This window comes from Janthinobacterium sp. GW821-FHT03A03, from assembly GCF_059421435.1.
Window position 1 is genome coordinate 76,160 of record NZ_JBWKUZ010000008.1, and the last position, 26,840, is coordinate 102,999.

Genomic DNA, 26,840 nt, shown 5'->3' on the forward strand with positions numbered 1-26,840 from the left:
CCAGCCAGTGATTTTATGCGAGAACGCGCCAGGCGGGCAGGAATGCCCTGCAGTGCAGCCGGCATGCGTTCCCGGTATGGATAGAGAGCAGAGACAGAGGTAACCAGTACAGCGCATGAGCACAGCCATTTATACCCACCCCGATTGCCAGCGCCATGAGATGGGCGACTGGCATCCCGAATCGCCGGCCCGCTTGCAGGCCATCAACGATCAACTGATCCTCGCGCACATCAGCGACCTGGTCGAGCACCGCGACGGCGTGCGCGCGCAATTGTCCGATATCGAGCGCAACCACAGCGCCACGGCCATCGGCCTCGTGCGCGACAATGTGCCGCCCGCGGGCGACTACTATCCGCTCGACGGCGACACCCTGCTCAACGCGCACAGCTACAACGCGGCGCTGGCGGCGGCCGGCTCGGCCGTGGCGGCCACGGACGCCGTCATCGATGGCGAGATCAGCAACGCCTTCTGCGCCATCCGTCCGCCCGGCCACCATGCGCGGCCCAGCGAGCCCATGGGCTTTTGCCTGTTCAACAATGTCGCCATCGCCGCCAAGCATGCGCTCGACGTGCGCGGGCTCGAACGGGTCGCCATCGTCGACTTTGATGTGCATCATGGCAATGGCACGGCCGAATCCGTGGCAAACGACCCGCGCATCCTGATGGTCAGCTTCTTCCAGCACCCGTTCTATCCATACAGCGACGTCGAGTCCTACACGGATACGCGCGTGAATGTCCCCGTGCCGGCCCACTCGAAAGGCGACGCCGTGCGCCAGCTGGTGCTCGACCACTGGCTGCCGGCGCTGCACCGCCACCGGCCGCAGATGATCTTCATTTCCGCCGGTTTCGACGCCCACCGCGAAGACGACGTGGGCGGCATGGGCCTGGTGGAGGCCGACTACACCTGGATGACGCAGCAGATGATGGCCGTGGCGAATCAGTACGGCAAGGGCCGCATCGTCAGCTGCCTCGAAGGCGGCTACAACCTGTCGTCGCTGGGCCGCAGCGTGGCGGCGCACGTGAAGGCGCTGGCGGAACTCTGACTACAGCAGGCTCGGGCGGCTGCGCGAGTTCGTGTGGCGGTGGGTCTGGTAATCGAGCGCATCGCCGGCCATGAAGCGGCGCCAGGCTTGCGTGTAGACGAGCGATGATTTGTCGGCGTCAAAACTGTCGAGCTGCAGCATGTCGCGGTGGTGCTTGATTTCATTGACCAGCTGGTCGTACAGCGTTTGCAGGCCATAGCTGTCGGCGCTCTGGCGTTTCAGGCGTTCTTCCAGCTGCGCCACCTGCAGCTGCAGCTGCAGGCACTGTTTCTTCAGGTGCGGCAGGCTGCCATTGCGCGGCGCGCGCTTGGACGCCGTCCCCTTGGCCTGGCGCGGGCGCCAGCCGGCCCGCTCATCTTCCACGCGCGCCCCTGGCGCGGCGCCAGTGTGTTCCATCGTCATATCGCCCATCCCCCATCTTTTATCTCCCTGCACCTGGCGGGAGCCAGCATGGAAAATAATTGCTTTTCATTTAAGAGGCGATATTAGAGCATACTTTTTTATTGCTTGCAGTAAATATAAAAATCCATGTGGAAATATTTGACATGCCTGTCCGTGCCGCCCTCACTGGCGCAGGGCCCCCTTCAGGGGCGCGGCGGGGGCGGCTCCGGCCAATTTCCCGTCGTCGGCGTAAGTGAGGGTCAGCAGGGTATCGTCATCCCAGCTCAGGTCATGCAGCGGCGGCACGTAGCGCTGGCGGTCGTCCGTGACGCGGATCTCCATCGTGCGCTCGCCCGAACGCGCCTGCACGGCGGCAAGGCTGCGCGGCACGGGATACGGCACGTGGATCAGCGAGGAGTGGCAGGGGCCGCCCGCCATGCGGAACAGGTTGCGCCGGACGAAGGACAGCTGGTCCTGCTCGACGGCCCAGCGGATTTCGCATTCCAGGCGCAGGTCGCCCAGGCGGCGCACGTTCGCGGGCAGTCCCGGCGTATGGATGTCGGCGCGCCAGCGCAGGGTGTCGCGTTTCTTGTTGCTGACCAGGTCGGCATTGGCATCGTAGGCAACCTTGTTGCGCGCCAGGGTGAAGCCGCCGTCCGGCGCCAGCGGGACGGGAATCGACAGGTTCTCGGCCGACAGGTGCAGGGTCGCGCCGTCGAGCTTGCCCTTCGGCGTGGCGGGAATCAGCATGAAACGCAGCGGGGCGTCGGGCGCCAGGCGCTGGTGGTCGGCATACGCGTCGAGTCCCTTGAGCATGGTGCGGTAGGGGCGCAGGTCGGGATCGCGCGTGCCTTGCACGTCGACGATCTGCTGCATTTCCGGGGCCGCCGCGTCGCCCGGCGCTGCCGGCTGTTCCTGGGCCATGGCGGGCAGCAGGCAGGCGGTGAAGGTGGCGAAGAGGGAAAAGCGGGAAAATTGCATGGAAAGCGTGCCCGGTTAAGCTTGCAATGGGGAAAGGCCGTCCTGTGGCGACGGACTGCGGATCTTATCATTCATGTAACTGCCAAATTATCACCAATTGTCTCGTTCGTGTCGCACGGCTGTCGCCGGCGCCGGAAAATGGGACGTCGTGGCGGCAAGCACGTAAAATAGCGGATTGATTGAACGATTCTGAAAGCACGAGCATGGCGATACAATGGTACCCAGGACACATGAACGCGGCCCGCAAGAAGGCGGCCGAGACCATGGAAAACACCGATCTGGTGATTGAAGTGGTGGATGCGCGCCTGCCGGCAGCCAGCTGCAATCCCATGGTGGACGAGCTGCGCCTGTTCCGCCAGCGCCCCTGCCTGAAGATCCTCAACAAGACCGACCTGGCCGACCCTGCGGCGACTAGCGCCTGGGTGGCGTACTTCAACGCCCAGGAAGGCGTGACCGCGTATGCGATGACGACCAAGAAGCCGGGCGACGTGGCGCGCATCCCGGAACTGGCGAAATCGCTGGCGCCGCACCGCGGCGTGCCAACGAAACCGCTGCGCATCATGATCATGGGCATCCCCAACGTGGGCAAGTCGACCCTGATGAACGCGCTGCTGAAAAAGCGCGTGGCCAAGGTGGGCGACGAGCCGGCCGTAACCAAGATGCAGCAAAAGTTGTATCTGGACAAGAACACCATCCTCGTCGACACGCCCGGCATGCTGTGGCCGAAGATCGCCATCCCCAGCGACGGCTTGATGCTGGCGGCCAGCCACGCCATCGGCTCGAACGCCCTGATCGAAGAGGAAGTGGCCGTCTTCCTGGCCGAGGAATTGCTCAAGCGCTATCCGGACTTGCTGGCGGCCCGCTATGGCACCAAGGTCGGCGAAGTCGACGCCATCGGCGTGGTCGAGGGCATTGCCGCCAAGCGCGGCTTCCGCATCAAGGGCGGCGACTACGATTTCGAGAAAGCGTCGCACACCCTGCTGCTCGACTACCGCAGCGGCATCCTCGGGCGTATCTCTCTGGAAACGCCGGACACGCGCGCGGCCTTGCTGGCCCAGCACGCGGCCGAGATGGCGGAAAAAGCGGCGAAAGCGGCGGAAATCGCCGCCGAAAAGGCGAAGAATGCGGCGCGGGGCAAGCGCGGCACCTGATTCGAGTCGTATCCATGCAAAAAGCGCCGCGACAGCAATGTCGCGGCGCTTTTCTTATGCGGTGGCGGATTATCCGAATTTGAAACTGGTCACGGCCAGCGCCCCGAAGAAATCCTCCTCGTGGTACACGACCTGGGCCGCCTCCTGCTCGGCTGCGCCGAGCGCCACCATCAGCGGCAGCAGATGGTCTTCCTGCGGATGGGCCTGGCGCGCGCCCGGCGCCTGGTCCCAGGCCAGCAACTGTGCCAGCCGCTGCTGCGGCGGCAGGGCCATGGTCTGGCGCAGCCAGGCGTCGAACTGGTGCGAGGCGATGGCGCCCGCCTGGCCGAACTGGCGCAGGTTGTGGTAGGACAGGCCGCTGCCGACGATCAGCACGCCCTGGCGGCGCAGGCCGGCCAGCGCACGGCCCACCTCGACGTGCGTCAGCGGATCGTAGCCGTGCTTGAGCGACAGCTGCACCAGCGGCACGTCCGCTTGAGGGTAGATGGGGAACAGGGCGCTGAAGGTGCCGTGATCGAAGCCGCGCTCGTGGTCCAGGCGCGCCGGATGGCCGGCCGCGTCCAGCAGCTGTTTTACCTGCGCCGCCAGTGCCGGCGCGCCCGGCGCCGGATACTGGATCTGGTACGTATGCGGCGGAAAGCCCGAATAATCGTAGATCATGCCCGGCTTGGGGCTGGCCGAGACGAGGAACTGCGGCCCTTCCCAGTGCGCCGTGACGACCAGCACGGCTTGCGGGCGCGCGCCGATCTGGCGCGGGATATCCTGCAGCGACGCTTCGAGCACGTCGTAGCGGCCGCCGAACTGGTCTTTCATGAACGGCCACGGGCCGCCGCCGTGCGACAGGAAGTAAGTGGGGAAGGTGTGCTCTTGCATGGCGGCTCCTGGTGGGTATGGCTGATGATGGAACGATGATAGTCATGCTCGATCAGTTGATCAAGATCGCTATTATTGATATATCATTTCCATTTTGTTGATGATCGGATGAGCATGGATACCTTGCGCAGCATGCGCGTGTTTCGCGCCGTGGTGGAACTGGACAGCTTCGTGCGCGCCAGCGAGCGCCTCGATCTGTCGCCGGCCATGGTCAGCAAGCACGTGATGCACCTGGAGCGCCACCTGGGCGCGCGCCTGCTGAACCGCAGCAGCCGCCACCTGAGCCTGACGGAAATCGGCAAGGTGTATTTTGAACAGTGCCGCGAGATGCTCGACAATCTCGACGAGGTGGAAGCGACGGTGGGCCGTACGACGGTAGTGCCGCGCGGCATGCTGCGCCTGAGCGCGCCCGTCTGGTTCGCCAACGCCATCTTTACGCGCACCCTGGTGGCTTACCGCGAGCGCTTCCCGGAAGTCACGTTCGACATCGACTTGAGCGGCCGCGTGGTGAACCTGGTGGAAGAGGGTTTCGACCTGGCCCTGCGCGTGAGCCAGGCGCCGTCGCCCAGCCTGATCGCGCGGCCCATCGGCAGCATCGCCTTTCACCTGGTGGCCGCGCCCGCCTACCTGGCGCGCGCGGGCCTGCCGCAGCTGCCGCAAGACCTGGCGCAACACGCCATGATCAGCTATTCCTTGTTGGCGAACGGTAATGAACTGGCCTTCGACGGCCCGCAGGGGAGCGAGACGGTGAAGTTCTCGCCCGTGTTGCAATGCAATAACGAAAGCCTGCTGCACGCGGCCGCGCTCGACGGCATGGGCATTGCCCTGCTGCCGTCGTGGCAGACGGATGCGGACCTGGCGGCGGGGCGGCTGGTGCGCCTCTTCGACGGCTACCAGCTGGCGGGCGGCAAGGTGCATGCGGTCTACACGAGCCGCCGCTACCTGTCCTCGAAAGTGCGCACCTTCATCGATTTCCTGGCCGATGAAGGGCGCCTGGGGGCCTGACTAGGCGAGAGAGCGGTTGATGTCGATCAAGGCAAACAGGCGCGCGCTGCGCATCCACGCCAGCACCAGCGCCGCCAGCTGCGTCACCAGGAAGCCGGCCACGAGGGCCAGCGGGCCGGGCGCGGCCAGGTTCAGCCGGGCCACGCCCAGCAGGCCATACAGGGCCAGTCCCAGCATGGTGATGCCGAGGTAGATGGCGAGGCTGGCCAGCGGCCGCCGGCGCAGCATGGCCAGGCCCCGCCACCAGGCCTTGACGGCCGAGGTGCGGCGCCGGTCGACGGCCAGCGCCGCGCGGCCCGCGTCGAGCGTGGCGCAGGCCAGCAGGAACAGCACGCCCGCGAGCAGCAAGGCCAGGTGACGGGCCAGGTCGGCGTCCGCTTCCAGGATGGCTGTCGCCGCGTGCCTGTCGGCCAGCTTCAGCGCGCCGGCGCCGATGGCCAGCGCCAGGCCCAGCGGGACGATGCTCCACAACAGCATGCGCAGCATGCGGCCGTATTCGCTGAAGGCGCCCGTCAGCAGGGGGCCGAAGCCCGGTGGCGCGGGCGCGCGCGCGGCCGTCGCCACCAGGCCGCTCAGCAGCGGCGACAGCAGCAGGGTCAGGACGATGGCGGCGATGGCGGCCTGGCCGATGGCGGCGCCGTTGCGGCTGGCATCGGCCAGCAGGTCGGCGATGCTCATCAGGTCGAGCCGCTGCGCCAGCGCCGCCCCATGCACGGCGTGATCGAGGCTGGCGCCCAGGGTGCGCCAGAGGGGAATCACGGCGATGATGGCGGGCAGCAGCAACAGGCCCGCCCACAGCAGCAGCAAGCGCCATTGCAGGGCGGCGCGGCTGGCGCGCGTGGTCAGGGTCAGGCCGCTGGCCCGTGTTGAGATAGTGGCGCTCATACGATGGCAATCAGGGACAGCAGGTATTGGCAGGCGGCGGCGATATCGAGGCTCCAGCGCCGCGCGGCCGAGGCGTCGGCCTGCAGGGTGCGGCTGTCATCGAGCTTGTTGACGTCGAGGTAGTGCACGCGGTCGGGGTCCAGCTCGGCCGAGACGGCCTTGACGGGCTTGAGCCAGGTGTAGCGCTGCCACTGCTGCTCCTTGTCCCAGGCGACGCGCTCGCTGCTGCCGTCGGCAAATTTCACCAGCAGCAGCTGCGGCACGGCCGCGCCGCGCCGGCGCAGCACCACGCTGGTCAGATACGGATACGGGCCGGTGCCCGGTTTGGCGTGCGGATGCGCCTTGTCCCACGCCGCGCGCGTTTTTTCCTCTTCCTTTTCCAGCGCCTCGGCCGTGCGTTCCACGCGCTTGCCGTTGAGCAGCGCCATGCCGGCCAGCGGCGTCTGTTCTACGCTGGTGAAGCTGCCGATGCGGTCATCGATGTTCGCCGTGGCGTACACCTGTTGCGCGAAGACCTGTTCCACGATGCGGCGCTGGCCCGTTGCCTCGGCCAGCGTTTCGCGCAGGTCGGCGATGCTGGGGTGGCGGAATTTCCACTGTGCGTAATAGGCCTTGAAGCCTGTTTCCATGGCCGCGCTGCCGATGCGCGCCTCCAGGTCGCGCAGGGTGATGGCCGTGCGGCTGTACACGGGGCCCACGCCCTGCAGCCGGTCCCAGGCATTCTGGCCCAGCGGATCGGCCGCATCCTGGCGCGGCGCGGCCAGGCGCTCGGCCTCGAAGACCTTGAGGGCGGGATCAAGGCCCAGGCGCTTGAGCCAGGGCGTGGTGGCGTGGATATCCTGGCCGCGCGCGCGCAGCATGCGCTGGTCCCAGTACTCGTTCAAGCCTTCGTCGAGCATCGGCTCCTCGAACTCGTTCGAGGCCAGGATGCCGTAGAAATAGCCATGGCCGAATTCGTGGATGGTGACGAAATCGAGGCCGAATCCGGCGATGGTCTTCGGCTGCAGGCTGGCGTAGCTCGACGCCGTAATGAAGGTCGGGTATTCCATGCCGCCCGCCTCGGCCGCATTGAAGGGCGGGATCACCACCGTCAGCGTCGCGTACGGATACGGGCCCAGGGTGCGCGAAAAATACGCGAGCGAGTCCTTGGCCGCCTGCAGCGCGGGCGCCGCGTTGGACGCGTACTCGGGCGGGTACAGTACCCTGATTTCCACGGGAGGGCTGCCGGGTCCGCTCCAGCTGCCGATCAAGGGCTGCGCGCTGCGCTTGTCGGCCGTCCAGGCGAAATCGTGGACGTCGCCCTGCACATAGTGATGCGTCAGCATGCCGTCCTTTTCCTGCGGCGCGCCTTGCAGCTGCCCCGTTGCGCCGACGATGTAATCCTTGGGCACGGTCAGCTTCACGTCGTAACGGCCGAAATCCGCGTAGAACTCCGAATTGAGGTGGAATTCATGCGCATTCCAGCGCGGCGCCGTGGCGCCCCGTTCGCCGGGCAGTTCCAGCACGGCGATCTTGGGAAACCACTGGCCCGCCAGGTGGAAGCTGCCGAAGTAGCCGGTGCGCGCGATGACGCGCGGCAGCTGGTCGAAGAAGTCAATGTCGAGCGTCGTCTCGGCGCCGGCCGCGACGGCCTGCGGCAAGTCCACGCGCACCACCGTGCGGTCGGTGGCCGGGCCGTTGTCGGGCTGGACGAAATGCCAGGGCGCCCTGGCGCCGTTCTGCGTCATGCTGCGCAGTTCGATGTAGCCCCACTCGCCGTCGCGCGTGGCGACGCCCGAGCGGAAGCCCTTGTCGAGCTTGCGCTTTTCCGTGAAAAAGGTCGTATGCTCGCCTTCGAACGCGTTCAGGTACAGGTGCAGGTACACGCTGCTGACCGTCTGCGCGCTGCGGTTGCGCCAGCGCAACTTTTGCTGGCCGGCGATGGTGTGCTTGACGGGATCGAGCGTCGCTTCGATCTGGTAGTCGACCACGCGGTCCGACAGGGTAGCTTGCGCGCCCGTGCGGGCACCGCCCCAGGCATGGCTGGCGCTGGGCGTGGCGACGGCGCCCGCACGCGGCAGGGCCAGCGCGATGCCGTCGGCCGGCGGTGCCAGCGGCGCGACGGCGGCCGCCTTGCCCGGCTGGGCGAACAGGTCCGCCTGCAGGGCAAGGCCGGCCAGCAGCAGGGCGGCGATGGAGAAGGCTTTGAGCTTGCCTGTGACGGGGAAAAAACGGATGCTGCGGCGCGAACGGCCGGGGCGCGACGTGTGACGACATTCCATGCGTGACTCCCACAGTGACTTTATTGTTTATTTTTAAATGCGGTCGGCTGCGACCGGGATCGCCGGACGCCCGTTAATATAGCCATAAAAATTACAAATAAGCAATGAAATGTGCTGGCGGCGCTGTGGCCAGCCCGGCTGGCTGTTGCGGCGCCGTGCGCCGTGCGTATAATGATTCGCTTTTGCCATCCCGCCGAAGCGCCGCGTGCCTGTGCCGCGGCACCGCACTCAAGCCCGCCGCCATGACGCCTGCTTCCCCCGTCCATACCGTTGCCATGCGCGCCTTGCTGCTGTGCGCGCTGGCCATGCCGGCGTGCGCGCAGGAAGGCGCGGCTGCCAGCGCGGCCGGCGTCACGCATGGCGACTTGTCCGCCGAGCTGGCGCAAGGGGGCCAGCACAGCGTGCGCGCTGCCCTGTCGCGCGAGCAGGGCGGCACGGCGCTCGATGTGGCCCTCGATAGGCTGCGCAACGGCAATTACCGCGATGGCAGCGTCTTCCGCCAGCGCAGCTTCAGCGGCGGCGCGGAATGGAAGGGGCGGCAGGGCCGTTTCGGCTTCAGCGCCGACCAGCTGAACCAGGACACGCGCTATCCCGCGCCCGAGGCGCCGTTCCTCGCCTTGCTGGCGGCCCGTCCGGAAGACTTGTACCGCTACGAGATGCGGCGCGCCAGCGCCTTCGTGCAGCGCTACGTGGGCAACTTCGAGCTGGGCGTGGAATTGTCGCAGCGGGAAAAGCGCGCCACGGCCCAGTATGCGGGCGAGGACGGCAGCGGGGTATCGACTTACAGCAGCCGCCGCCGGCAGCTGGCCCCCCGCGTGCGCCATTACGGCAAGGTGGGCGGCGTCGGCACGGATACGGAAGTGGGCCTGGACCTGATGCAGTGGCAGCGGCGCTCGGGCCGTGCCGTGACGGGCCGCGATGGCGATGCGCAGCGCCGCCAGTACTCGCGCGCGCTGCTGCTGCGCGAAGAGCTGGCCTTTGGCGGCCCATATGCGCCGCGCCTGCTGCTGGGGCTGCGGCATGAACAGTTCCAGCTCGATCCGGCCGACATGCCCGCCGGCGGCAGCGACTGGGAAAACCAGAATGCCTGGGACTTGCAGGGCAGCCTGCAGTTGCGCCCGCAGCTGAGCGTGTACGCCAAGGCCGCGCGCAGCTACCGCATCGACGACGATGGCTACACGCGCGCCGGCTACCGCCCCCTGGCCGGCCAGCTGCGGCGCGAAACGGAAGTGGGCGCCACCTTGGGCGACGCCGCGCGCAGCGTTTCCGTGCGCCTGTTCAGCGAGCGCCTGAGCAATCAGATCGTTTTCGACCAGAGCCTGGGCCAGCTGGGCTTTGCCAGCAACCTGGAGCCGTCGCGCCGCGATGGCATCGCCATCGAAGCGAGCATGGCGCTGGCGTCCGACTGGCGTTTCGACGCTCAGGTGCGGCAGGTGCATGCGCGCTATGACGACTACAGCTACGACGGCCCGGATCTCGCCCTCGTGCCCAAGACCCTGGCGAGCCTGCGCCTGTACTGGACGGGGCAGGGCGGCGCCAGCTTTGATGCCGGCGTACAGTGGCTGCGCGCCCTGCGCTATGGCCCGGACTTCGAGCATAGCTGCCTGGCGCAGGTGCCCGCGTTTGCCACCGTGGACGGGCGCTACGCGCGCAAGCTGGGCGCCTGGGAGCTGGAACTGGCCGGCAGCAACCTGGCCAACCGCCGCCATTACGGCGATGCGCCGGGCTGCCGTTCCAGCATTTACCTCAATGACGCGCGCCAGCTGCGCGTGTCGGCGCGCTACCATTTTTGAGGCGCCGGCGCAGCGGGGCTTAAATGCGCCTTAAGCGGGCGCAAACAGGGGCGAAAAACACGGCTTTTTTGCGCCCTATCCTCATCGCCCGGCGCAAAAAGTGGTAATCTCGCCCCGTTCACGACCACTTTATGATGAAGGATTATTATGCGTTTTCTGCGTTTCTTGCGTCCCCTGCTCGCCGCCGTCACCCTGGTGGCGGCCACCGGCGGCGCCATGGCGGCCGATACCGGCTTTACCACGCTTCCGACGCCAGTGCGCACGGACACGGGCAAGAAGGTGGAAGTGGTGGAATACTTCATGTATTCGTGTCCGCATTGCTACGCGCTCGATCCGCTGATGCACGACTGGGTCAAGAAGCAGGGCGACAAGATCGCCTTCCGCCGCATCCACCTGGCCTTCTCCGGTCCGAAAGACCCGCAGGCGCACGCCTACGCCACGCTTGAGGCGATGGGCCAGCTGGACCAGTTCCACGACAAGATATTCCGCGCCATCCACGTCGAGCGCAACCGCCTGAACCGCGATGACGCCATCCTCGACCTGCTGGTGAAGAACGGCATCGACAAGGCGAAATACCTGGACATGTTCAACTCCTTCGGCGTGCAGACCAAGCTCAAACGCAATGAACAACTGATCGCCGCCAGCAAGATCGACAGCGCGCCGACCATCGTCATCGACGGCCGCTTCGTCACCTCGCCGTCGCAATTGTCGCGTCCGGGCCAGTCCGAGCCGCAGACCCAGGCGGCGACCCTGCGCGTGATGGATGAACTGGTGGCGCGCGTGCTGAAAGAGCGCGCCCCGGCGCCAGCGAAGAAGTAAACCGGAGAACGTCATGAAACAGCTGCCCTGGACCCTGTGCGTGCTGGCCGTCGCCCTCGTGGCGTGGCTGGCGATTGCCATCGTCAACGTGGAAAACCAGCGCAATGCGCTGGCCAGCAAGGCTTGCGTGGACCCCGCGTTCAAGAACGAGGTCGACGCGAAATGCCTGGCCTCCGTGCAGACGCGCGAGCACTGGTGGCAGCATCTGACTTATGCCATGACGCATTTCAGGTCATAGAACACCGGATAAAATCTACTGCGCGTCGCGCTTTGCGGCCGGCGATGCTCACCGGCTCGGCGCCCCCGTACAGAGTACGGTTGCGCTTCTTGGCCACAAGGGGGCGCCGAGCCTCACTGCCGCTCGCTACGATTTTCTCCGGCGTCGTGACGATGAGGGCTGGATAGGAAAACTGCCCGCTTTGTGCGGGCTTTTTTACGTCTGCTGGTTGCGGGTATCATGAAGCCACAACCATCCTGGAGGGGCAATGAAGGAAGTCATCCTGATTACGGGCAGCAGCCGCGGCATCGGCGCGGCGACGGCGCAGCTGGCGGCGCGCCAGGGCTATGCCGTCTGCGTCAACTATGTGCGCGATGCGCAGGCGGCGCAAGCGCTGTGCGCGCGCATCGTGGCCGACGGAGGCGAGGCCATCGCCGTGCAGGCCGACGTGGGCGATGAAGCGGATGTGGCGCGCCTGTTCGGCGAAGTCGATGCGCGCCTGGGCGCGCTTACGGCGCTGGTCAACAATGTGGGCGTGCTGGAGCAGAAATGCCGGCTGGCCGACATTTCCGTGCAGCGCCTGGAGCGCGTGCTGCGCACCAACGTGATCAGTTATTTCCTGTGCTGCCAGCAGGCCGTGCGGCGCATGTCGACGGCGAATGGCGGGCAGGGCGGGCGCATCGTGAATGTCTCGTCGGTGGCGTCGCGCATCGGCTCCCCGGGTGAATACATCGACTACGCGGCCTCGAAAGGCGCCGTCGATACCTTGACCCTCGGGCTGGCGAAGGAAGTGGCGGCCGAGGGCATCCGCGTCAACGGCGTGCGCCCCGGCATCATCTACACGGACATCCACGCCTCGGGCGGCGAGCCGGGCAGGGTGGCGCGCCTGGCCTCCGGCGTGCCCATGCAACGGGGCGGCGAGCCGGAAGAAATCGCCGACGCCATCCTGTACCTGCTGGGGCCGGGCGCGAGCTATGTGACGGGCAGCATCCTTGACGTGGCCGGCGGGCGCTGATTTTCAAGGCATTTTCAACTTATTTTCAACTACGGCAAGCAACTGATTCAAACGCGGGGCCAATTATCAAGCGTGGCAAGCGAGTCCAGAATGGCGGTGTGCGATGTGCACGCCGATCAACTCACCTGGAATGACCATGCCCGTTTCCGTTTTTGCTCCCGCCATCCTGGCCCTGTCCCTGCTGGCCGCCGCGCCGGCCCATGCCGCCACCGAGCTGCCCATGCCGGCCCGCCTGTCCGGCGCCAAAGCCGACGCCGCGGTGGTGCTGGCCGCGCGTCGCTATGCCGCGTTCTGGGACAGCGGCGAGCCGGCCCTGGCGCGCCTGGCCCTGGCCGACGATTTCACGGACCGCACCCTGCCCGCCGGCCGTCCGCAGGGATTGGCCGGCCCGCTGCAGGCCTCGCAAGTGTTCCACGCTGCCGTGCCGGACCTGCAGGTGGCCATCGAGGACATGCTGGTGGCCGGCGACCGGGTCAGCCTGCGCCTGCACTTCACGGGCCACTTCACGGGCGTCTTCCCCACGCCGCAGGGCGAGCTGCGCGGACAGGGCCAGGCCATCGATTTCCATGCGTTTGATTTGTATCAGGTCAATGCCCAGGGGCGCATCAGCGACAACTGGCACCTGGAAGACAACCTGACCCTGCTGCGCCAGATGGGCGTGCTGCCCCGGTAAAGGCGGCCGTCAGGCTGGCAACGCGGCGAACCGGCGCACGAGGAAGTCGGCCAGCAGGGCGATGCGCGGCGGCTGGAAGCGCGCGCGCCGGTACAGCAGGTTCAGCGGCGCGCTGTCGGTGAAATACGCGTCGAGCACCGTCTGCAAACGCCCGGCGCGCAGGTCGTCGCCGATGTCGAGCAGGGATTTGTAGGCGTAGCCGTGGCCGGCCACGGCCCAGCGGCGGATGATTTCGCCGTCATTGCTGTGCTGCGTGCCCTGCAGGCGCAGGCTGTGGCGCTTGCCATCCTGGCGGTAGCGCCACTCCTGCGGCGCGCCGTCGCGCGTGGACAGCACCAGGGTCGGCAGCGCCGCCAGGTCGCGCGGCATGGCCGGCAAGCCCGCCTTGGCGGCCAGCGCTGGCGCCACGCAGACGACGCGCCGGCTCGGGTGCAGCAGGCGCGCCACCATCTCGCTGTCGGGCAGCTGGCCGTAGCGGATGGCCAGGTCGACCTCGTCCTGCACCAGGTCGGCCGTGGCGTCCGTCAGGGTCAGCGCATAGCGCACCTGCGGGTGCAGCGCGGCGAAGTCGTCGAGCAGCGGCAGCAGCAGCTGGCGGCCGATGTCGGATGGCGCCGAGATGCGCACCACGCCGCGCACCGTGGCGCCGCCCGCATGCAGCCCGTCTTCGGCCTGGGCCAGCAGGTCCAGCGCCTGCTCGCTGTACTGGCGATAGTGCAGGCCTTCTTCCGTCAGGCGCAGCTGGCGCGTGGTGCGCTCGAACAGGGTGGCGCCCAGCGCCGTTTCCAGGCGCGCGATGGCGGCGCTGGCGGCGGCCGGCGACAGGCCGTGCCTGCGGCCGGCCGCGGAAAAACTGCCCAGCGCGGCGGCGTCGAGGAACAGTGCGATGTCCGCCAGGCGCCCGGCGCTGCCGGCGCGGCTCATGCCGGGTGCGCGGCGGCCGGTTTCGGCGCGGGCGCCGAATGGGGCGTGATCACCACGGTGCAGGTGGTGCCGGCCACCAGGATCTGCTCCTTCGGCTGCTCGTCGATGTGGATGCGCACGGGCACGCGCTGCGCCAGGCGCACCCAGTTGAACGTCGGGTTGACGTCGGCCAGCAGTTCCCGGCCCGTGGCGGCGTCGCGGTCAGTGATGCCGCGCGCGATGCTCTCGATGTGGCCGTGCAGGGTGCCGCCGCTCATCAGGTTCATTTCCGCCTTGTCGTCCTGCGCCAGCATGCCCAGCTTGGTCTCCTCGAAGTAGCCGACGACGTAATAGGAGGCGCTGTCGATGACGGCCAGCTTGGCCGCGCCGACGGCGGCGAAATCGCCCTTGTGCACGTTCAGGTTGGTGACGTAGCCGCTGACGGGGGCGCGCACGGCGGTGCGCTCCAGGTTCAGTTGCGCCAGCGCGCGGGCGGCCACGGCGGCCTGCACCTGCGAGGTGGCCGAGGTGGCGGCAAAGGCGGCGCTTTCGCGGCTTTCCGTCGAGATGATGCTGGCGTCCAGATTGGCGCGGCGCTGCGCTTCCTTGCCGCGGCGGCCCAGCTCCGTCTTTTGCGCGGCCAGCACGGCGTCGGCCTGGGCCAGCGCGCTGACGTAGCGGTCCTTGTCGACGACGAACAGCACGTCGCCCTTGCGCACCACCTGGTTGTCGCGCACCAGCACGTCCGTGACGGTGCCGGCCACGTCGGCGCTGATGTTGACGATGTCGGCCTTGATGCGGCCGTCGCGCGTCCACGGCGACTCCATGTAGCGGTCCCAGACGGTCTTGCCTGTCCACAGGGCTGCGGCCAGTAGCAGCAGGGTGATTGCATAGCGGGTCAGTTTGCTTACCATGTCGGCAGCCTTTCCTTGATCGAGTTGAACAGTTTTTTTTATTTGTAAAGCGACAGCGCCAGCGCGCCGAAGATGGCGATGAAGATGCACAGCCGCGCCAGCGACGGGTGCCACACCATGCGGTACACGCCCAGCCAGCCCAGCACGCGGTCGAGCAGGGTTTGCAGGCCTATGCTGAGCAGGAACAGCGGCAGCAGGGTGGGAATCAGTATTCCGAACAGGGCGAATTCACGCGGCATGGTGGTCTCCGGCGCCAGGCGCCATGTGGTCGAGTAAGGAGGTGTAGATCGAATGCAGGTCGGCCAATGCCGTCTGCAGGCGCGCGCTGCGTTCGGGCGTGGCATCGGTTTCCGTCTGCGCCGCGCGCACCACGGCGCCCGCCTGCAGGGTAGCCGCCAGCGCCGCCTGCAGCTGCGCATCGCCGCGCGTGCGCAGCCAGGCGGCGATGCCGTCCACGCACTGCTGCAGCGCGTGGCGCGTGGCGCCCGGGCGGGCGCTGGCGATCAGCTCGCGCAATTCGATCACCGAGTGGCCGATTTCCAGCAGGGTCAGCGCCTGGCGCACGACGGCGCGCGTGGCCTCGCCCGGCGCCGGCCCGGCCGCCGCATTGAGCTGGCTGAGCAGGTCGCGCACGCGGTTGTCGAAGCGGTGCTTGACGCGCCGCGCCGGCGCCGTGCACGCATGCAGCGCTTCGCGCCACAGGGCCGGGCCGACATGGTCCTTGTGGCCCATCGTGTGCTCGGGCAGCAGCACGGCAAACACGAGGGCGGCCAGCATCAGGCCGACGATCAGCGCCATGCCCGTGTTCAGGAACGCCGCGCCGTCGACGCGCATGACGTTCAGCGGCGCCATCTGCGTGATGAAGGTCGACACGCCCAGGCCGACGCCCAGCTTGGCGGGATTGGTCATCAGGTACAGGCCGACGGCCAGGAAGGGCGCAAAACTGAGCACCAGCATGGGAAAGCCGTCGCCGTGCAGCAGCACGAAGTACACGCAGACGAGCGACAGCGGCATGGCGATCAGAAAGCCCGCCAGCACTTGCCGGATCATCATGATGGGGCGCGGCGAGGACGAGGCCAGCGCGCAGAACACGGCCGCCATCAGCATCGCCGTGCCGGCATACGGCCAGGCGAGGAAGTAGGCGCCCAGGGCCAGCAGGGCCAGGCTGATGCCGGCGCGCGCGCCGCTGGCGAGCACCAGCGCGGGCGGGGTCTTCGGCGCATACGCCTGCGGCGTGCTCACGTCGAGCGGCGTGTCGTGCGCCAGGCTGAAATACACTTCGTGAAAGCGGCTCATGTCGCGCGCGAAGCGTTCGAGCAGCTCGCAGACGGTGTCGAAATCGATCTGCTGCGCATGCTTGATATGCGCCGCGTCAATGTCCGCGCGCGCCTGCGCCAGCGCCGTCTGCAAATGCCGCTGCATGGTGTCGAGCGAGTCCTGCGAGGGCGTCGCCTGCAGCGCCTCGGCAACGATGGCGTACAGGGGCGCGCACGCCTGCATGACCTGTGTCTCGCCATCGCGCTGCAGGCGGTCGAACAGGCGGTGGAAGGTATAGAAGGTGGTCAGCGCCGTCATGAAGGTGGCGTTGAAGGCGTGCAGCTTGCGGTTTTGCGCGCGCACGTGGCTCACTTTGCTGGTCACTTCAAACAGCGCGGCCGAGCGGCCCAGTTCCAGCGCCGCCACGTCGGCGGCGAACTGCAGATGCGTCAGTTCCACCTGCGCCGGCGTGAGCTTTTGCTGCAGCACGTCCTGGCAAAAGGTGAGGAATTTGCCGTAGCGCGCCTGCACCGTGCGCATCACCTGCGTGCCCTGGTGGCGCGGCAGCAGCACGCTGGAGACGCCCGCCGAGCAGATGATGCCCAGGCCGACTTCGGCCATGCGCGTGACGGCCAGCGAAAATACCTGCGTCGGCTGCTCGATGGCGGGCAGGACGATCATGCAGGCCGTGTAGCCGGCCAGCACGTACACGTAGGACTGGGCGTTGCGGTGCAGGGCCGAGCCGCTGGTGCACAGGCCCACCCACAGGGCCAGGCCGGCGAACAGCAGCACGGGCTGCTGCGGGAACAGGCCGATCAGGGCCAGCGCGGCCAGGCAGCCGAGCACGGTGCCGCACAAACGGTAAAAGCTCTTTTCCAGCACCATGCCGCTGCTGGGCAGGGCCAGGATGATGGTGGTGGTCATGGCCGTGCTGGGCGAATCGAGCCCCAGGCGGTAGGCCAGCCACAGGGCGCAGAACGCGGCGATGAGGGTCTTGCCGACGTAGATCCAGCGTTCGCCTTCCGTCTGGCGCCAGTCCTGCAGCGCCAGCGCCAGCCAGTGTGCCGCCCGGGTCAGGGGGCCATATGTCGGTGTTGTGGCTGGCGTCATCGATAGGCTATCAGTTCTGGTTGTTGAGATTGTTGAGGTTGCGCAACTGGCGCACGTACAGCTTGTCGAGCACTTGCAGCTCTTCCTGCGTAAAACCGTCGTACAGGGCCGAGGTTTCCTGGTACACGTCCGGCAGCGCCGTCTCGATCAGGGCGCGGCCCTTGTCGGTCAGCGAGATCATCACGGAACGGCGGTCGCCGGGGCGCGTGCCGCGGTGGATCAGGCCGCGCGTTTCCAGGTCGTTGCACACGCGCGTCAGGTTGGCCGGCTTTTCGTGACAGGCCATGCCCAGGGTGCAGGCGTTCGAGGTTTCGTCGTCCGTGCCGTACAGCACGGCCAGCACCATGTAGCTGGCGTCGACCAGGTCATGCTTCTTCAGCGCGGCATTGGTCAGGTCCTTCATGCCTTTTTGAATGTGGTACGTCATGCGCAGCAGGCGCATCAGTTCCATGGGGAAGCCTGGCATGCGCGTGCGGATATTTTGCAGCCGCTTGGAGGTGGCGTCAAAAGCGGTCATGTCATATTCCTTCATGTGTGAATAAAGCTCCGATTGTATCTTGTTGGGCTAGGGCAATGCCAGGATTGCAAGCTTAGATGCCGCCCCCCAAAGCATTCATCAAGGAAACGTACAGATCGAGCTCGCGCGCCCCATTTTGCGCCTGCTGCTGTTCTTCCGCCAGCAGCGCCACTTGCGTGTTAAGCATGTTGATGGCGTCGCTCATGCCGGCCTTGTAGGCCTTTTCCGCCAGGTCGCGCGCGCGCTGCGCCGTGGCCAGCGCCTGCACGGTCAGCTGGTGCTGCTTTTCCAGCGATTGTGCGCGGGTGACGGCGTTGGCCACGTCCGACATGGCATTGATGACGGTGGCGTTGTACTGCTCCACGGCGCCGTCGTAGATGGCCGTCTGGCTGCCCAGCTGGGCGCGCAGGCGGGCGCCGGCAAAGATGGGCAGGCTCAGCGCGGGCGACGCGCCGCGGATCTCCGAGTGGGCGTCCAGAAAGTGGCTGAAGCCGAAGGCCTGGAAGCCGGCAAAGGCCACCAGGTTGACGTTCGGGTAGAACTCGGCCTTGGCGGCATCGATGCGCTGCGCCGCCGCTTCGACTCTCCAGCGCTGGGCGGCGATGTCGGGACGGCGGCCGATCAGGTCGGCCGGCAGGGCGGCGGGAATGGCCAGCGGCTGGTCCAGGCGCAGCACGGGGCGCGTGAGCGCCGCGCCGGCGTCCGGACCCTTGCCGGCCAGCGCCGCCAGCTGGTTGCGCAGCAGGGCCAGCGATTCGGCCGACTGCTCCAGCTGGCGGCGTCCCGCGGGCAGGGTGGTTTCGATTTGTGCTACGTCAATGTCCGTGCCGATGCCGGCTTGCTTGCGCTGGCGCGTGATGTCGAGGATGCGGGCGCGCTGCGCCAGGCTGCGCTCGATCACGTCCTGCAGCTGGAATTCATACGACAGCTGGATGTAGGTGCGCACCAGCGCCGTTTCGAGGGCCAGGCGGGCCATCTGCGATTCGGCCGACGCCATCTGCACGTCGCCCAGCGCGGCGGACAGGGCGGCGCGGTTGCGGCCCCACAGGTCCAGGTCGTAGGAGGCCGTGACGGTGGCCTGGTTGCGCCACGCATAGTTGCCGGCCAGCGGCGCCGGCGTGCTGCCGTGCTGCGAATACAGTTCGCGGTTGATGGAAACATTGGCGTCCGCCTGCGGGCGGGTCTTGTCTTCCGCCGCACCGGCCAGCGCCTCGGCCTGGCGCACGCGCGCCTGGGCGCCGCGCAGGGTGGGGCTGTCGGCCAGCGCCTGCTCCATCAAACGGTTCAATTGGGGATCGTGCAAGTCTTGCCACCATTGCGTGCGCGGCCATTGTATGGCGGCGCTGGCGGCGGCATCCATGGCCTGGCTCGCTTTCAGCTTGTTGGCGTCGAGCAGGGCCGATTGCGGCGCGATATGGCCCATGTCGGCGCAAGCGCTCAAGGCAAGGGTCAGGCTGGCGGCAAGCAAACGGCGGTGCAGGGACATGCAGGGACTCCGGGAGAGATATGTTGTGGGTGCTGCTGACAGCTCGCCGCGGTGAGCGCCGGGAGTGGCCCGGCCGGGGTAGGCCCCGGTGCTGCGCCGCAACTGAGTTGTTACTGACTGAAACCGGCTGACTGGTTTCTTATTTGACGACGTGTTTTGCCGTTTGCGCGACATCAAAGTCCGCTTCCGTTTGCGGGATCAGGCCAGCCTTGCGGGCGGCGTAGAACTCGGCCATGACTTGTTCGCGCGTCACCTTGCTGGCGGCGGTGGCCGGGGTCTTCGGATAGTCGACTTCGCTGGTGGCGATTTCGCCGGCGTTGCGGGCACGGACGTATTCGGCCGTGACCTGCTCACGGCTCAATTGCTGGCCCGTGGTGGCAGGCGCGGCGCTTTGGGCGAAAGCCGAGGTGGCGGTGGTGATGGCAAACAATGCTGCGATCAGTGATTTGGCTTGCATGATTAGACTCCAATATGTGCATGATGGCTGGGTGTATGGGCCGGCTCGCCACGTACCGGTCGGTCCGGCCGCGCCGCGCGGGTGGCGCGGCACGGCCGACGAAGCAGTTTCTGGATGAGAAGATGCTTACTTGAATTAACTATAGCAATGAATAGTACATTTGTGAAGTAATTTCTGAAAATATTTGTGCGCCGCCGCATTTACCTCTCGGAAAAGGTCGTGCAGGCGTGCGCCACTGGCCGGGCCAGGGGAGTAAGCTGGTTTTTTTGTTAACGGGAGTCAGCCATGAGCAGCACACTCGATCCGGACAACCTGCCCCTCACCCCCGACCGCGTCCTGGGCAGCGGCCATGGCAAGGGCGCACTGGGGCCCAGCGACAGTTCCGACAGCGGCAGCGACATGCAGGGCGTGCCGGGCCAGGACCCGGAAGAGCTCGACAATGACAGCGATGCGGCCGGCACGGGCGACCGGGCCGGCGTGGAGCCGCGCAATACGACACCCGATGGCGGCGACATCGATGTCGATCATGTGGACAGCCTGGCGCCCGTGCGGCCGGCGGACGGCCTTGACGACGGGGAGCGCGCCCCGGCCGCGCCGGCGCCGCGCCCTTGATCCACGTCGCAGCGCGAATTGCCGCCGTTTTGCCGCCATCGGCGTAAAATGAGGGCAGGGCGGCAAATGTCCCGCCATGGGCAGCCGGCCCGCACAGGATAGGATGCAAGAGGATGCAAACGCAGATGTCGGAAGACAAAGAAAAGAACTTGATGTCGATGTACCGCGAGACGCGGCCGCGCGAGTTTTTCGGTGAAAAAAGCAGCACCAATCACCTGGCGTGGAGCTTGCTGGTGATCTTGCTGGCGCTGGTGTTCTGGCTGGGCGTGGCCTTGTCGGCCGCGGAAAACCAGCGCTACGCCTTGCAGACCCGGGCGTGCCAGGATCGCGTGTTCCCGGCGGAAATCGATACGTCTTGTTTGAAGCAGGTCAAGTCGCGCGACCATTGGTGGCAGCACGTGGGCCACGCGCTCGTGCATCTGGGCGCCTGAGCCTGGCCTGAAGGAAGCGCCGGCAGGCGGCTGGACGTGCCGGGTGTTTCGCCCGAAAGGGCCGATGCGATATTGCGGGAGGCGCCATGCCACGCGATAGTTCGCGTGAACAGCCGCAATGGCTGTTTACGCGCCACAGGGCATTGACGACGCGCCAGTTGCTGCGCGCGTATGGTTTGCTGTGCCTGTTCTCCACGGCCATCGCCGCCGCCTTTGCCCTGCGCGGTCTCTGGTATATCCCGTTTTTTTCATTTGCCGAACTGAGCCTGGTGGCTGTCGCCCTGCTGTACTACCGGCGCCACGCGCACGATTACGAGCACATTGCCTTGCGCGACGGCGTGCTGATCGTCGAGCAAGTCAGCGCCGGGCATTGCCGGCGCATCAGCTTTTCCCCGTGGCACACGCGCATCGTCGTGCCGCAGGGCAGCCGCCAGCTGATACGCATCGGCGACGGCGCAGCCCAGGTCGAGGTGGGCGTCTTCGCCACGCCCGAGCGGCGCCAGCAGGTGGCCCGCGAGTTGTGCGCGCTGCTGCCCGATCCGCCGCCGTGACGGCGCCCCCCTGGCCCTATTTGGGACCGTAAAACTGAAACGTCTGCGCCACCAGCAGGGTCGCTGGAAAGCCGGTCATGCTCTTGAACTCCCTGACGCCGATAATCTTGTAGGCGCCCGCCTGGAACGGCTCGCCTTCTTCCCAGCTGAGGTCTTTCATGGCGAACTGCAGCAGGTGCTTGTCGTTGTAGCGGTAGCTGAAGATGGTGTAGGCGCCGACGCGGCTGGTGGCGACGAAGCGTTCGTCCTGCGCGTCGGCGATGAGCAGGATGCCCGGATAGCGCCCGATGCCCGCCTCCTCGTTCTGGATTCTGAGGATGACATCGGTAAAACTGCATTCGGCGTCGCGGATCTTGTCGCGCTTGTCGGCGATCTGCATGACCTCGTCGTAGCTCTTGCCATGCACGATGGACCAGCGGGGCGAGTCGCAATAATTGCCCGCGTGGGCGTTGGCGGCGCAGGACAACAGCAGGCAAACGGTGATGGCGGAGATGGCTTGCATGGAACCCTGGGGTGGATGTGGGAGGCGGCAGTCTACCTGCTGGCTGCCGCCGCCACAAGCGCGGGGCGATCCTTACCTGGCCCGCGACGGGCCTTCCCACAGGTTGACATGGCCTTCGCGCGCCTGCACGTCGATGGCGGCCAGTTCTTCGGCCGTAAACGTCAGTTGCTGCAATGCGGCCGCGTTTTCGCGGATTTGCGCGCTGCTGCTCGCGCCGATCAGGGTCGAGGTGACTCTGGCATCGCGCAGCACCCAGGCCAGGGCCATCTGTGCCAGGGTTTGCCCCCGCTGCGCGGCGATCTGGTTCAGGGCGCGCACGCGGGCCAGGTTTTCCGCGCTCAGGTGTTTTTGCAGCAGCGAGCCGCCGCCGGGGCGGTTGACGCGCGCATCCTGCGGCACGCCATCGAGATACTTGTCGCTGAGCAATCCCTGCGCCAGCGCCGTGAAGGTGATGCAACCCATGCCTTCTTGCTGCAAGGTATCGAGCAAGCCGTCTTCCTCGATCCAGCGGTTGAGCATGTTGTAGGCCGGCTGGTGGATCAGGCACGGCACTTTCCACTCTTTCAGCAGGGCGGCCGCCTCGGCCGTTTTTTGCGGCGAATACGAGGACAGGCCCACGTACAGCGCCTTGCCCTGTTGTACGGCGGTGGCCAGCGCGCCCATGGTTTCTTCCAGCGGCGTGTCGGCGTCGTAGCGGTGCGAGTAAAAGATGTCGACGTAGTCGAGGCCCAGGCGCCGCAGGCTCTGGTCCAGGCTGGCCAGCACGTATTTGCGCGAGCCGCCGCCCTGGCCGTACGGGCCGGGCCACATATCCCAGCCTGCCTTGGTGGAAATGATCAGTTCATCGCGGTAAGGCAGGAAATCGTCGCGCAGCAGCTTGCCGAAATTGCTTTCCGCGCTGCCATATGGCGGGCCGTAGTTGTTGGCCAGGTCGAAATGCGTGATGCCCAGGTCGAAGGCCGTGCGCAGCATGTCGCGCTGGGAGGCGAGGCTGTTGCTGTCGCCAAAGTTGTGCCACAGTCCCAGCGACAGCAGCGGCAGTTTCAGTCCGCTGCGTCCGCACGTGCGGTATTGCATGCTGTCATAGCGGTTCTCGGCGGCGTGGTACGTCATGGCAACTCCAGAGTCAATGAATCGCCTATTTTCGCGCAAAATCAAGGTCTGCGTGCGTGTGCCTTGCGCACCACCGGGCGCGCCTTACAATAGACGTTCGGGAGTCTCGCAAGGAGCGGTCATGGAAATCGAATTGAAATTGCTGCTGGCGCCGGAAGATGCGCCCCGGCTGCGCGCGCACCCGCTGCTGGCGCAGTATGCGCAAACAGCGCCGCAGCTGCTGCAGATGCATGATATCTATGTCGACACGCCGGATTTGCAACTGTGCCGCCACCAGGCGGGCTTGCGCGTGCGCCAGGTGGACGGGCGCTGGATGCAGACCCTGAAGGCGGGCGGCACCGTCAGCGGCGGCTTGCACAGCCGCCATGAGTGGGAGGGCGAGGTGCCGGGGCCGGCGCCTGACCTCGACGCGCTCGATTCGGCCATCGGCCGCAAGCAGCCCGTCGGCGTGCTGCTGCGCCAGGACGCCGTGCGCGACGGCTTGCGGCCGGTATTTACCACGCGCATGGAACGCACCGTCTGGCAGCTGCGCACGCCGCAGGGCGACGAGATCGAGTGCGTGCTCGACGAGGGCGTGATCGAGCGCGGCGGGAGCGGCGCGGACGGGGCCGCGCGCAGCGTACCCGTCAGCGAAATCGAGCTGGAATTGAAGCGGGGCCAGGCGGCCAGCCTGTTCGACGTGGCGCTGGCCTTGCTGCGCGACGTGCCCCTGACGCTGGGCCACATGAGCAAGGCGGAGCGCGGCTACCGGCTTGCTGCCGAGCAACCCCTGCAAGCCGTCAAGGCGCAGCCTCTGGCGCTGGACGCGGCGATGACGGTGGAGCAGGTGTTCCAGGCCATCGCCGGCAACTGCCTGGAACAGGTCAGCGGCAACCAGGATGGCGTGGCGGGGGGCGAGGATGTGGAAAGCCTGCACCAGATGCGCGTGGGCTTGCGCCGCCTGCGCTCGGCGCTGGGCATGTTCAAGGCGCTGCTGGCGCTGCCAGAAGGGCTGCAGCAGGAGCTGGACTGGCTGGGCGGCGCGCTGGGCGAGGCGCGCGACTGGGACGTGCTGGCCGGCCAGACGCTGGCGCGGCTCGATGGCGGAGCGGCGGCCGATGCGGCGGCGCTGGCGCAGGCGGCGCACGAGCAGGCGCGCGCCAAGCATGCGCAGGCCGCCCAGGCCGTCGCCTCGTCGCGCTATACGGCCTGGATGCTGGGCGTGCAGCGCTGGCTGCAGGCGGGCGAGTGGCGCGCCAGCCGTACGCCGCGCCAGCTGCAGCGGCTCGATGCGGGCGTGCAGGGCTTTGCACGCAAGACCTTGCTCGCAGACCAGCGCCGCCTGATGAAGCGGGGCCGGCGCCTGCTGCATGCCACGCCGCAGCAGCGCCACAAGGTGCGCATTGCCGCCAAGAAGACCCGTTATGCGACGGAATTTTTCGCCTCGCTGTTTGCGGGCCGCGCCGTGAAGCCGTATGTGGGGCGCCTGTCGGCCCTGCAGGATGAACTGGGCTGGCTCAACGATGTGCAGGTGGCGGACCGGCTGCTGCTGCAGTTGCCCGATGGCCAGCCCGGCCATGCCGAGCTGCGGCTGCACGCGGCCTTCGTGCGCGGCTACCTGGCGGCGCGCGCGCAGTCGCAGGGCGCCGATGGGCGCATGCACAAGGCCTGGCGCCGCTTCAAGGCCGTGCGCCTGCCCGTCTGAGCCTGCCTTGCCGCCGCGCTAGACCAGCCGGCGTTGCAACTGGCGCTCAAGGATGGCCAGCGGCGACTTGTCGGGCGCGGCCATGGCGCGCACGGGCAGCAGCCAGGTTTGCTCCAGCGCATGCTGTCCCCGCAGGGCCGCATGCGACACGGCGTCGCTGAAGACGATCCAGCTCTGTCCCGGCGCGAATGCGTGCGTGTGCTGTTCCACCTGCGCCTGGTAAGCGAGATCGGCCTTCATGGCGTCGTGCAGTTGCAGCATGTAGTGGTCGTAGGGCGTGCGCCGCGACTTGGTGACGTGCAGCCACTGCAGCAGGGGCGCCATGCCTGGCCATGGCCGGCGGGCCGTGGGCAGGAAGCGCTGCGCCACCTGCTCGAACGGCGCGCCCAGTTTCCACACGCGGGGCGCGTCTTGCGGATGAATGTTGGTAAAGACGCGCAGGATGCGCCGGCCTTGCGTGGGCGAGGCGGGAAAACTGTCGATGTGCAGACGCGTGTCATCCTTGCGCCAGGACGTCACCCTGCCGGCGATCTCCACGGGCCGAAAGCTGCTCTTGCCTTGTTGCAAGTGGGGCAGGTAGCCGGGCAGCAGGCTGGCCAGCAGCGTGCGCGACTGGCGCGCGTAGCGCTGCATCAGCGCGGCGAGCAGGGCGGCGGCGTGCGCATCGCCGTGTCCGCGCACGCCGCGCGCCGGGTCCCAGCTGATGTTCTTGGCGCTGCCGGCCGTGCCGTTGAGCAGCGGATATTCTTCCCTGTGCAACTGGAAGGCCAGGGCGGGCAGCCAGACGACGTGACCTTCCTCGAGCGCCTGCTGCGCCGCCGCCTGCTGCGTGGCGCTGCTGCTGACGTTCCACTGGCTCAGGGGAAGCTCGACAAGTATGCTCATGGGGCTGCGCGGGGAAAACTGGGAACCGCCAGTATGCGCGGTCGCCCGTGGCTCCCGTTTGCGCTGGCGCAGTGTTACATCACAGTTTGCTGTTCTGGCAGCCGGCGCTCACGCATTCGCGCACGCGGTCCTGCAGGAACTGCGCCCGTTCGATGGTGGTCTGGGTGGCGCAATCGAGATTGACATAGAAGTCCGACGATTCGCGTTTCGAGCAGGTCTTGTTGCGTTTCTCGATCCATGCCAGCTGGCCCGATTTCAGGGTTTGCTTGCCGCTGGCGTCGAGTTTGGCAGCGAGGGTCTTGTAGTTGGCGTTCAGTTCCTTGTCCGCTTCCTGGTACACCTTGTTCAGGCAATACAGGCCGTCGAAGTCGTTGCGCGGCGTGTCGCAGGCGGAGTTGGCGAAGACGGCCCCGGAGGCGCAGAGCAGCAAGGCGAGCAGGCATTTTTTCATGATGTACTTTCAGAGCATGGATGGGGGGGCAGGCGAGCGTTGCTCTTGCGCATTTTACAACAGATCTCCGGCCGTTCCCTTTCGCCTGGCTGACGTGCGGTGATTTTTTTCCCCATAAAAAAAGCCCGCGCTCGCAAGCACAGGCTTCTTTGGGTGCGCCGCAGCGGCGAATGCCGCGGCGCGTCCGGTTTTCGTTGTCAGGAACGCGCTTACGCGAAGTTCTTGGCAACGAAGTCCCAGTTGACCAGGCCCCAGAACGTTTCCACGTACTTGGCGCGCAGGTTGCGGTAATCGATGTAGTAGGCGTGTTCCCACACGTCGCAGGTCAGCAGCGGCTTGTCGCCGGTGGTCAGCGGGCAGCCCGCATTCGAGGTGTTGACGATGTCGACGGAACCGTCGGCTTTTTGCACCAGCCAGGTCCAGCCGGAACCGAAGTTGCCCACGCACGACTTGGTGAATTCTTCCTTGAACTTGTCGAACGACGACCATTTGGCGTTGATCGCGTCAGCCACGGCACCGGTAGGCGCGCCGCCGCCGGCCGGCTTCATGCCGTTCCAGTAGAAGGTGTGGTTCCACACTTGCGCCGCATTGTTGAAGATGCCGCCCGACGATTTCTTGATGATGTCTTCCAGCGACAGGTTCTCGAACTCGGTACCCTTGATCAGGTTGTTCAGGTTGGTGACATACGCCTGGTGATGCTTGGCATAGTGGTATTCCAGGGTTTCTTTCGAAATATGCGGCGCCAGAGCGTCCATTTCATACGGCAGTGGTGGCAGAGTATGTTCCATGTGATGTCCCTTTATGGTGAGTGTTCGGAGTCATCCGGCCTGGGCCGGAGGGTTGAGCCATGCGTGCTTGAATCAAGCATTCT

General features: G+C 66.6%; 29 protein-coding genes. 12 read left to right on the forward strand and 17 right to left on the reverse strand.

The annotated features are described in order from the left end of the window. The first annotated feature begins 115 nt into the window (after positions 1–115). Positions 116–1,042: a histone deacetylase family protein gene (locus AC07VI_RS16765; RefSeq protein ID WP_086147966.1), complete on the forward strand. Its 927-nt coding sequence runs from the start codon at positions 116–118 to the stop codon at positions 1,040–1,042. Here AC07VI_RS16765 and AC07VI_RS16770 read toward each other — a convergent pair whose 3' ends face one another. Together AC07VI_RS16770 and AC07VI_RS16775 are read right to left on the reverse strand one after the other, a co-directional pair. Beyond that, positions 1,043–1,438, reverse strand: coding sequence for a hypothetical protein (locus AC07VI_RS16770; protein ID WP_143450652.1), 396 nt, complete (start codon positions 1,436–1,438; stop codon positions 1,043–1,045). A 168-nt stretch (positions 1,439–1,606) separates the two neighbouring features. After that, positions 1,607–2,404, reverse strand: coding sequence for a hypothetical protein (locus tag AC07VI_RS16775; protein WP_086147968.1), 798 nt, complete (start codon positions 2,402–2,404; stop codon positions 1,607–1,609). Between the two features lie 230 nt (positions 2,405–2,634). Between AC07VI_RS16775 and ylqF the strand changes: the two genes are divergently transcribed. Next, positions 2,635–3,555, forward strand: a complete 921-nt coding sequence (ylqF, locus tag AC07VI_RS16780) for a ribosome biogenesis GTPase YlqF (protein WP_253251988.1) — start codon at positions 2,635–2,637, stop codon at positions 3,553–3,555. A 69-nt stretch (positions 3,556–3,624) separates the two neighbouring features. Here ylqF and AC07VI_RS16785 read toward each other — a convergent pair whose 3' ends face one another. Then, positions 3,625–4,428, reverse strand: a complete 804-nt coding sequence (locus tag AC07VI_RS16785; protein WP_086147970.1) for a DODA-type extradiol aromatic ring-opening family dioxygenase — start codon at positions 4,426–4,428, stop codon at positions 3,625–3,627. A 114-nt stretch (positions 4,429–4,542) separates the two neighbouring features. Here AC07VI_RS16785 and AC07VI_RS16790 point away from each other — a divergent pair, with 114 nt between their 5' ends. Next, positions 4,543–5,433, forward strand: coding sequence for a LysR family transcriptional regulator (locus tag AC07VI_RS16790; RefSeq protein ID WP_086147990.1), 891 nt, complete (start codon positions 4,543–4,545; stop codon positions 5,431–5,433). On the opposite strand, the gene AC07VI_RS16795 is transcribed toward AC07VI_RS16790, so the two are convergent. After that, complete coding sequence (locus AC07VI_RS16795) at positions 5,434–6,318, reverse strand: hypothetical protein (protein ID WP_492992914.1); 885 nt, start codon at positions 6,316–6,318, stop codon at positions 5,434–5,436. Then, positions 6,315–8,579 (reverse strand): M1 family metallopeptidase, encoded by a 2,265-nt coding sequence (locus AC07VI_RS16800; protein WP_492992916.1) that lies wholly within the window; start codon positions 8,577–8,579, stop codon positions 6,315–6,317. The genes AC07VI_RS16795 and AC07VI_RS16800 overlap by 4 nt, the downstream gene beginning before the upstream one ends. A gap of 242 nt (positions 8,580–8,821) precedes the next feature. On the opposite strand from AC07VI_RS16800, the gene AC07VI_RS16805 reads away from it, so the two are divergent. The 5 genes from AC07VI_RS16805 (at position 8,822) to AC07VI_RS16825 (ending at position 13,096) form a co-directional block, all read left to right on the forward strand. Continuing rightward, a complete protein-coding gene (locus tag AC07VI_RS16805) occupies positions 8,822–10,372 on the forward strand; it encodes a TonB-dependent receptor (RefSeq protein WP_492992918.1) in 1,551 nt (516 codons plus the stop codon). A gap of 147 nt (positions 10,373–10,519) precedes the next feature. Next, on the forward strand, positions 10,520–11,191 hold the full coding sequence (locus AC07VI_RS16810) for a thiol:disulfide interchange protein DsbA/DsbL (RefSeq protein WP_086147973.1): 672 nt from the start codon (positions 10,520–10,522) through the stop codon (positions 11,189–11,191). 13 nt (positions 11,192–11,204) lie between these two features. Continuing rightward, positions 11,205–11,429 (forward strand): hypothetical protein, encoded by a 225-nt coding sequence (locus tag AC07VI_RS16815; RefSeq protein WP_086147974.1) that lies wholly within the window; start codon positions 11,205–11,207, stop codon positions 11,427–11,429. Between the two features lie 247 nt (positions 11,430–11,676). Further along, complete coding sequence (locus AC07VI_RS16820; RefSeq protein WP_086147975.1) at positions 11,677–12,423, forward strand: SDR family oxidoreductase; 747 nt, start codon at positions 11,677–11,679, stop codon at positions 12,421–12,423. A 130-nt stretch (positions 12,424–12,553) separates the two neighbouring features. Beyond that, the gene (locus tag AC07VI_RS16825) at positions 12,554–13,096 is read left to right on the forward strand and encodes an ester cyclase (protein WP_172404877.1); all 543 of its coding nucleotides are present in this window, start codon (positions 12,554–12,556) and stop codon (positions 13,094–13,096) included. Between the two features lie 9 nt (positions 13,097–13,105). On the opposite strand, the gene AC07VI_RS16830 is transcribed toward AC07VI_RS16825, so the two are convergent. From AC07VI_RS16830 to AC07VI_RS16860, 7 genes are all read right to left on the reverse strand, one after another. Then, positions 13,106–14,020 (reverse strand): LysR family transcriptional regulator, encoded by a 915-nt coding sequence (locus tag AC07VI_RS16830; protein ID WP_099419958.1) that lies wholly within the window; start codon positions 14,018–14,020, stop codon positions 13,106–13,108. Next, positions 14,017–14,913 carry an efflux RND transporter periplasmic adaptor subunit gene (locus tag AC07VI_RS16835; protein WP_492992922.1) on the reverse strand — a complete coding sequence of 299 codons (897 nt, stop codon included), beginning with the start codon at positions 14,911–14,913 and terminating at the stop codon, positions 14,017–14,019. The genes AC07VI_RS16830 and AC07VI_RS16835 overlap by 4 nt, the downstream gene beginning before the upstream one ends. 38 nt (positions 14,914–14,951) lie before the next feature. Next, positions 14,952–15,152 carry a DUF1656 domain-containing protein gene (locus AC07VI_RS16840; RefSeq protein ID WP_071324889.1) on the reverse strand — a complete coding sequence of 67 codons (201 nt, stop codon included), beginning with the start codon at positions 15,150–15,152 and terminating at the stop codon, positions 14,952–14,954. Then, a complete protein-coding gene (locus AC07VI_RS16845) occupies positions 15,142–17,280 on the reverse strand; it encodes an FUSC family protein (RefSeq protein ID WP_492992924.1) in 2,139 nt (712 codons plus the stop codon). The genes AC07VI_RS16840 and AC07VI_RS16845 overlap by 11 nt, the downstream gene beginning before the upstream one ends. A gap of 10 nt (positions 17,281–17,290) precedes the next feature. Beyond that, complete coding sequence (locus tag AC07VI_RS16850) at positions 17,291–17,797, reverse strand: MarR family winged helix-turn-helix transcriptional regulator (protein ID WP_086147979.1); 507 nt, start codon at positions 17,795–17,797, stop codon at positions 17,291–17,293. A 73-nt stretch (positions 17,798–17,870) separates the two neighbouring features. Then, complete coding sequence (locus tag AC07VI_RS16855) at positions 17,871–19,283, reverse strand: efflux transporter outer membrane subunit (protein WP_086147980.1); 1,413 nt, start codon at positions 19,281–19,283, stop codon at positions 17,871–17,873. A 139-nt stretch (positions 19,284–19,422) separates the two neighbouring features. After that, positions 19,423–19,740: a DUF4148 domain-containing protein gene (locus tag AC07VI_RS16860; protein WP_086147981.1), complete on the reverse strand. Its 318-nt coding sequence runs from the start codon at positions 19,738–19,740 to the stop codon at positions 19,423–19,425. A 285-nt stretch (positions 19,741–20,025) separates the two neighbouring features. Here AC07VI_RS16860 and AC07VI_RS16865 point away from each other — a divergent pair, with 285 nt between their 5' ends. From AC07VI_RS16865 to AC07VI_RS16875, 3 genes are all read left to right on the forward strand, one after another. Continuing rightward, positions 20,026–20,352, forward strand: a complete 327-nt coding sequence (locus AC07VI_RS16865; RefSeq protein WP_086147982.1) for a hypothetical protein — start codon at positions 20,026–20,028, stop codon at positions 20,350–20,352. A 125-nt stretch (positions 20,353–20,477) separates the two neighbouring features. Beyond that, entirely contained in the window at positions 20,478–20,783 is a 306-nt protein-coding gene (locus AC07VI_RS16870) for a hypothetical protein (RefSeq protein ID WP_226936086.1), read from the forward strand. 86 nt (positions 20,784–20,869) lie between these two features. Continuing rightward, positions 20,870–21,334 carry a DUF2244 domain-containing protein gene (locus AC07VI_RS16875; RefSeq protein WP_086147984.1) on the forward strand — a complete coding sequence of 155 codons (465 nt, stop codon included), beginning with the start codon at positions 20,870–20,872 and terminating at the stop codon, positions 21,332–21,334. 16 nt (positions 21,335–21,350) lie between these two features. On the opposite strand, the gene AC07VI_RS16880 is transcribed toward AC07VI_RS16875, so the two are convergent. Both AC07VI_RS16880 and mgrA read right to left on the reverse strand, forming a co-directional pair. Continuing rightward, the gene (locus AC07VI_RS16880; protein ID WP_492992928.1) at positions 21,351–21,836 is read right to left on the reverse strand and encodes a hypothetical protein; all 486 of its coding nucleotides are present in this window, start codon (positions 21,834–21,836) and stop codon (positions 21,351–21,353) included. 72 nt (positions 21,837–21,908) lie between these two features. Further along, a complete protein-coding gene (mgrA, locus tag AC07VI_RS16885) occupies positions 21,909–22,949 on the reverse strand; it encodes an L-glyceraldehyde 3-phosphate reductase (RefSeq protein WP_086147986.1) in 1,041 nt (346 codons plus the stop codon). A gap of 121 nt (positions 22,950–23,070) precedes the next feature. Between mgrA and AC07VI_RS16890 the strand changes: the two genes are divergently transcribed. Then, positions 23,071–24,633: a CYTH and CHAD domain-containing protein gene (locus AC07VI_RS16890; protein WP_492992930.1), complete on the forward strand. Its 1,563-nt coding sequence runs from the start codon at positions 23,071–23,073 to the stop codon at positions 24,631–24,633. 18 nt (positions 24,634–24,651) lie between these two features. On the opposite strand, the gene kdoO is transcribed toward AC07VI_RS16890, so the two are convergent. From kdoO to AC07VI_RS16905, 3 genes are all read right to left on the reverse strand, one after another. Further along, a complete protein-coding gene (gene kdoO, locus AC07VI_RS16895) occupies positions 24,652–25,518 on the reverse strand; it encodes a Kdo hydroxylase KdoO (RefSeq protein ID WP_492992932.1) in 867 nt (288 codons plus the stop codon). A gap of 79 nt (positions 25,519–25,597) precedes the next feature. Beyond that, positions 25,598–25,969, reverse strand: a complete 372-nt coding sequence (locus AC07VI_RS16900; RefSeq protein WP_492992934.1) for a lysozyme inhibitor LprI family protein — start codon at positions 25,967–25,969, stop codon at positions 25,598–25,600. A gap of 209 nt (positions 25,970–26,178) precedes the next feature. Next, a complete protein-coding gene (locus AC07VI_RS16905) occupies positions 26,179–26,757 on the reverse strand; it encodes a superoxide dismutase (RefSeq protein ID WP_076567501.1) in 579 nt (192 codons plus the stop codon). Positions 26,758–26,840: the final 83 nt, after the last annotated feature.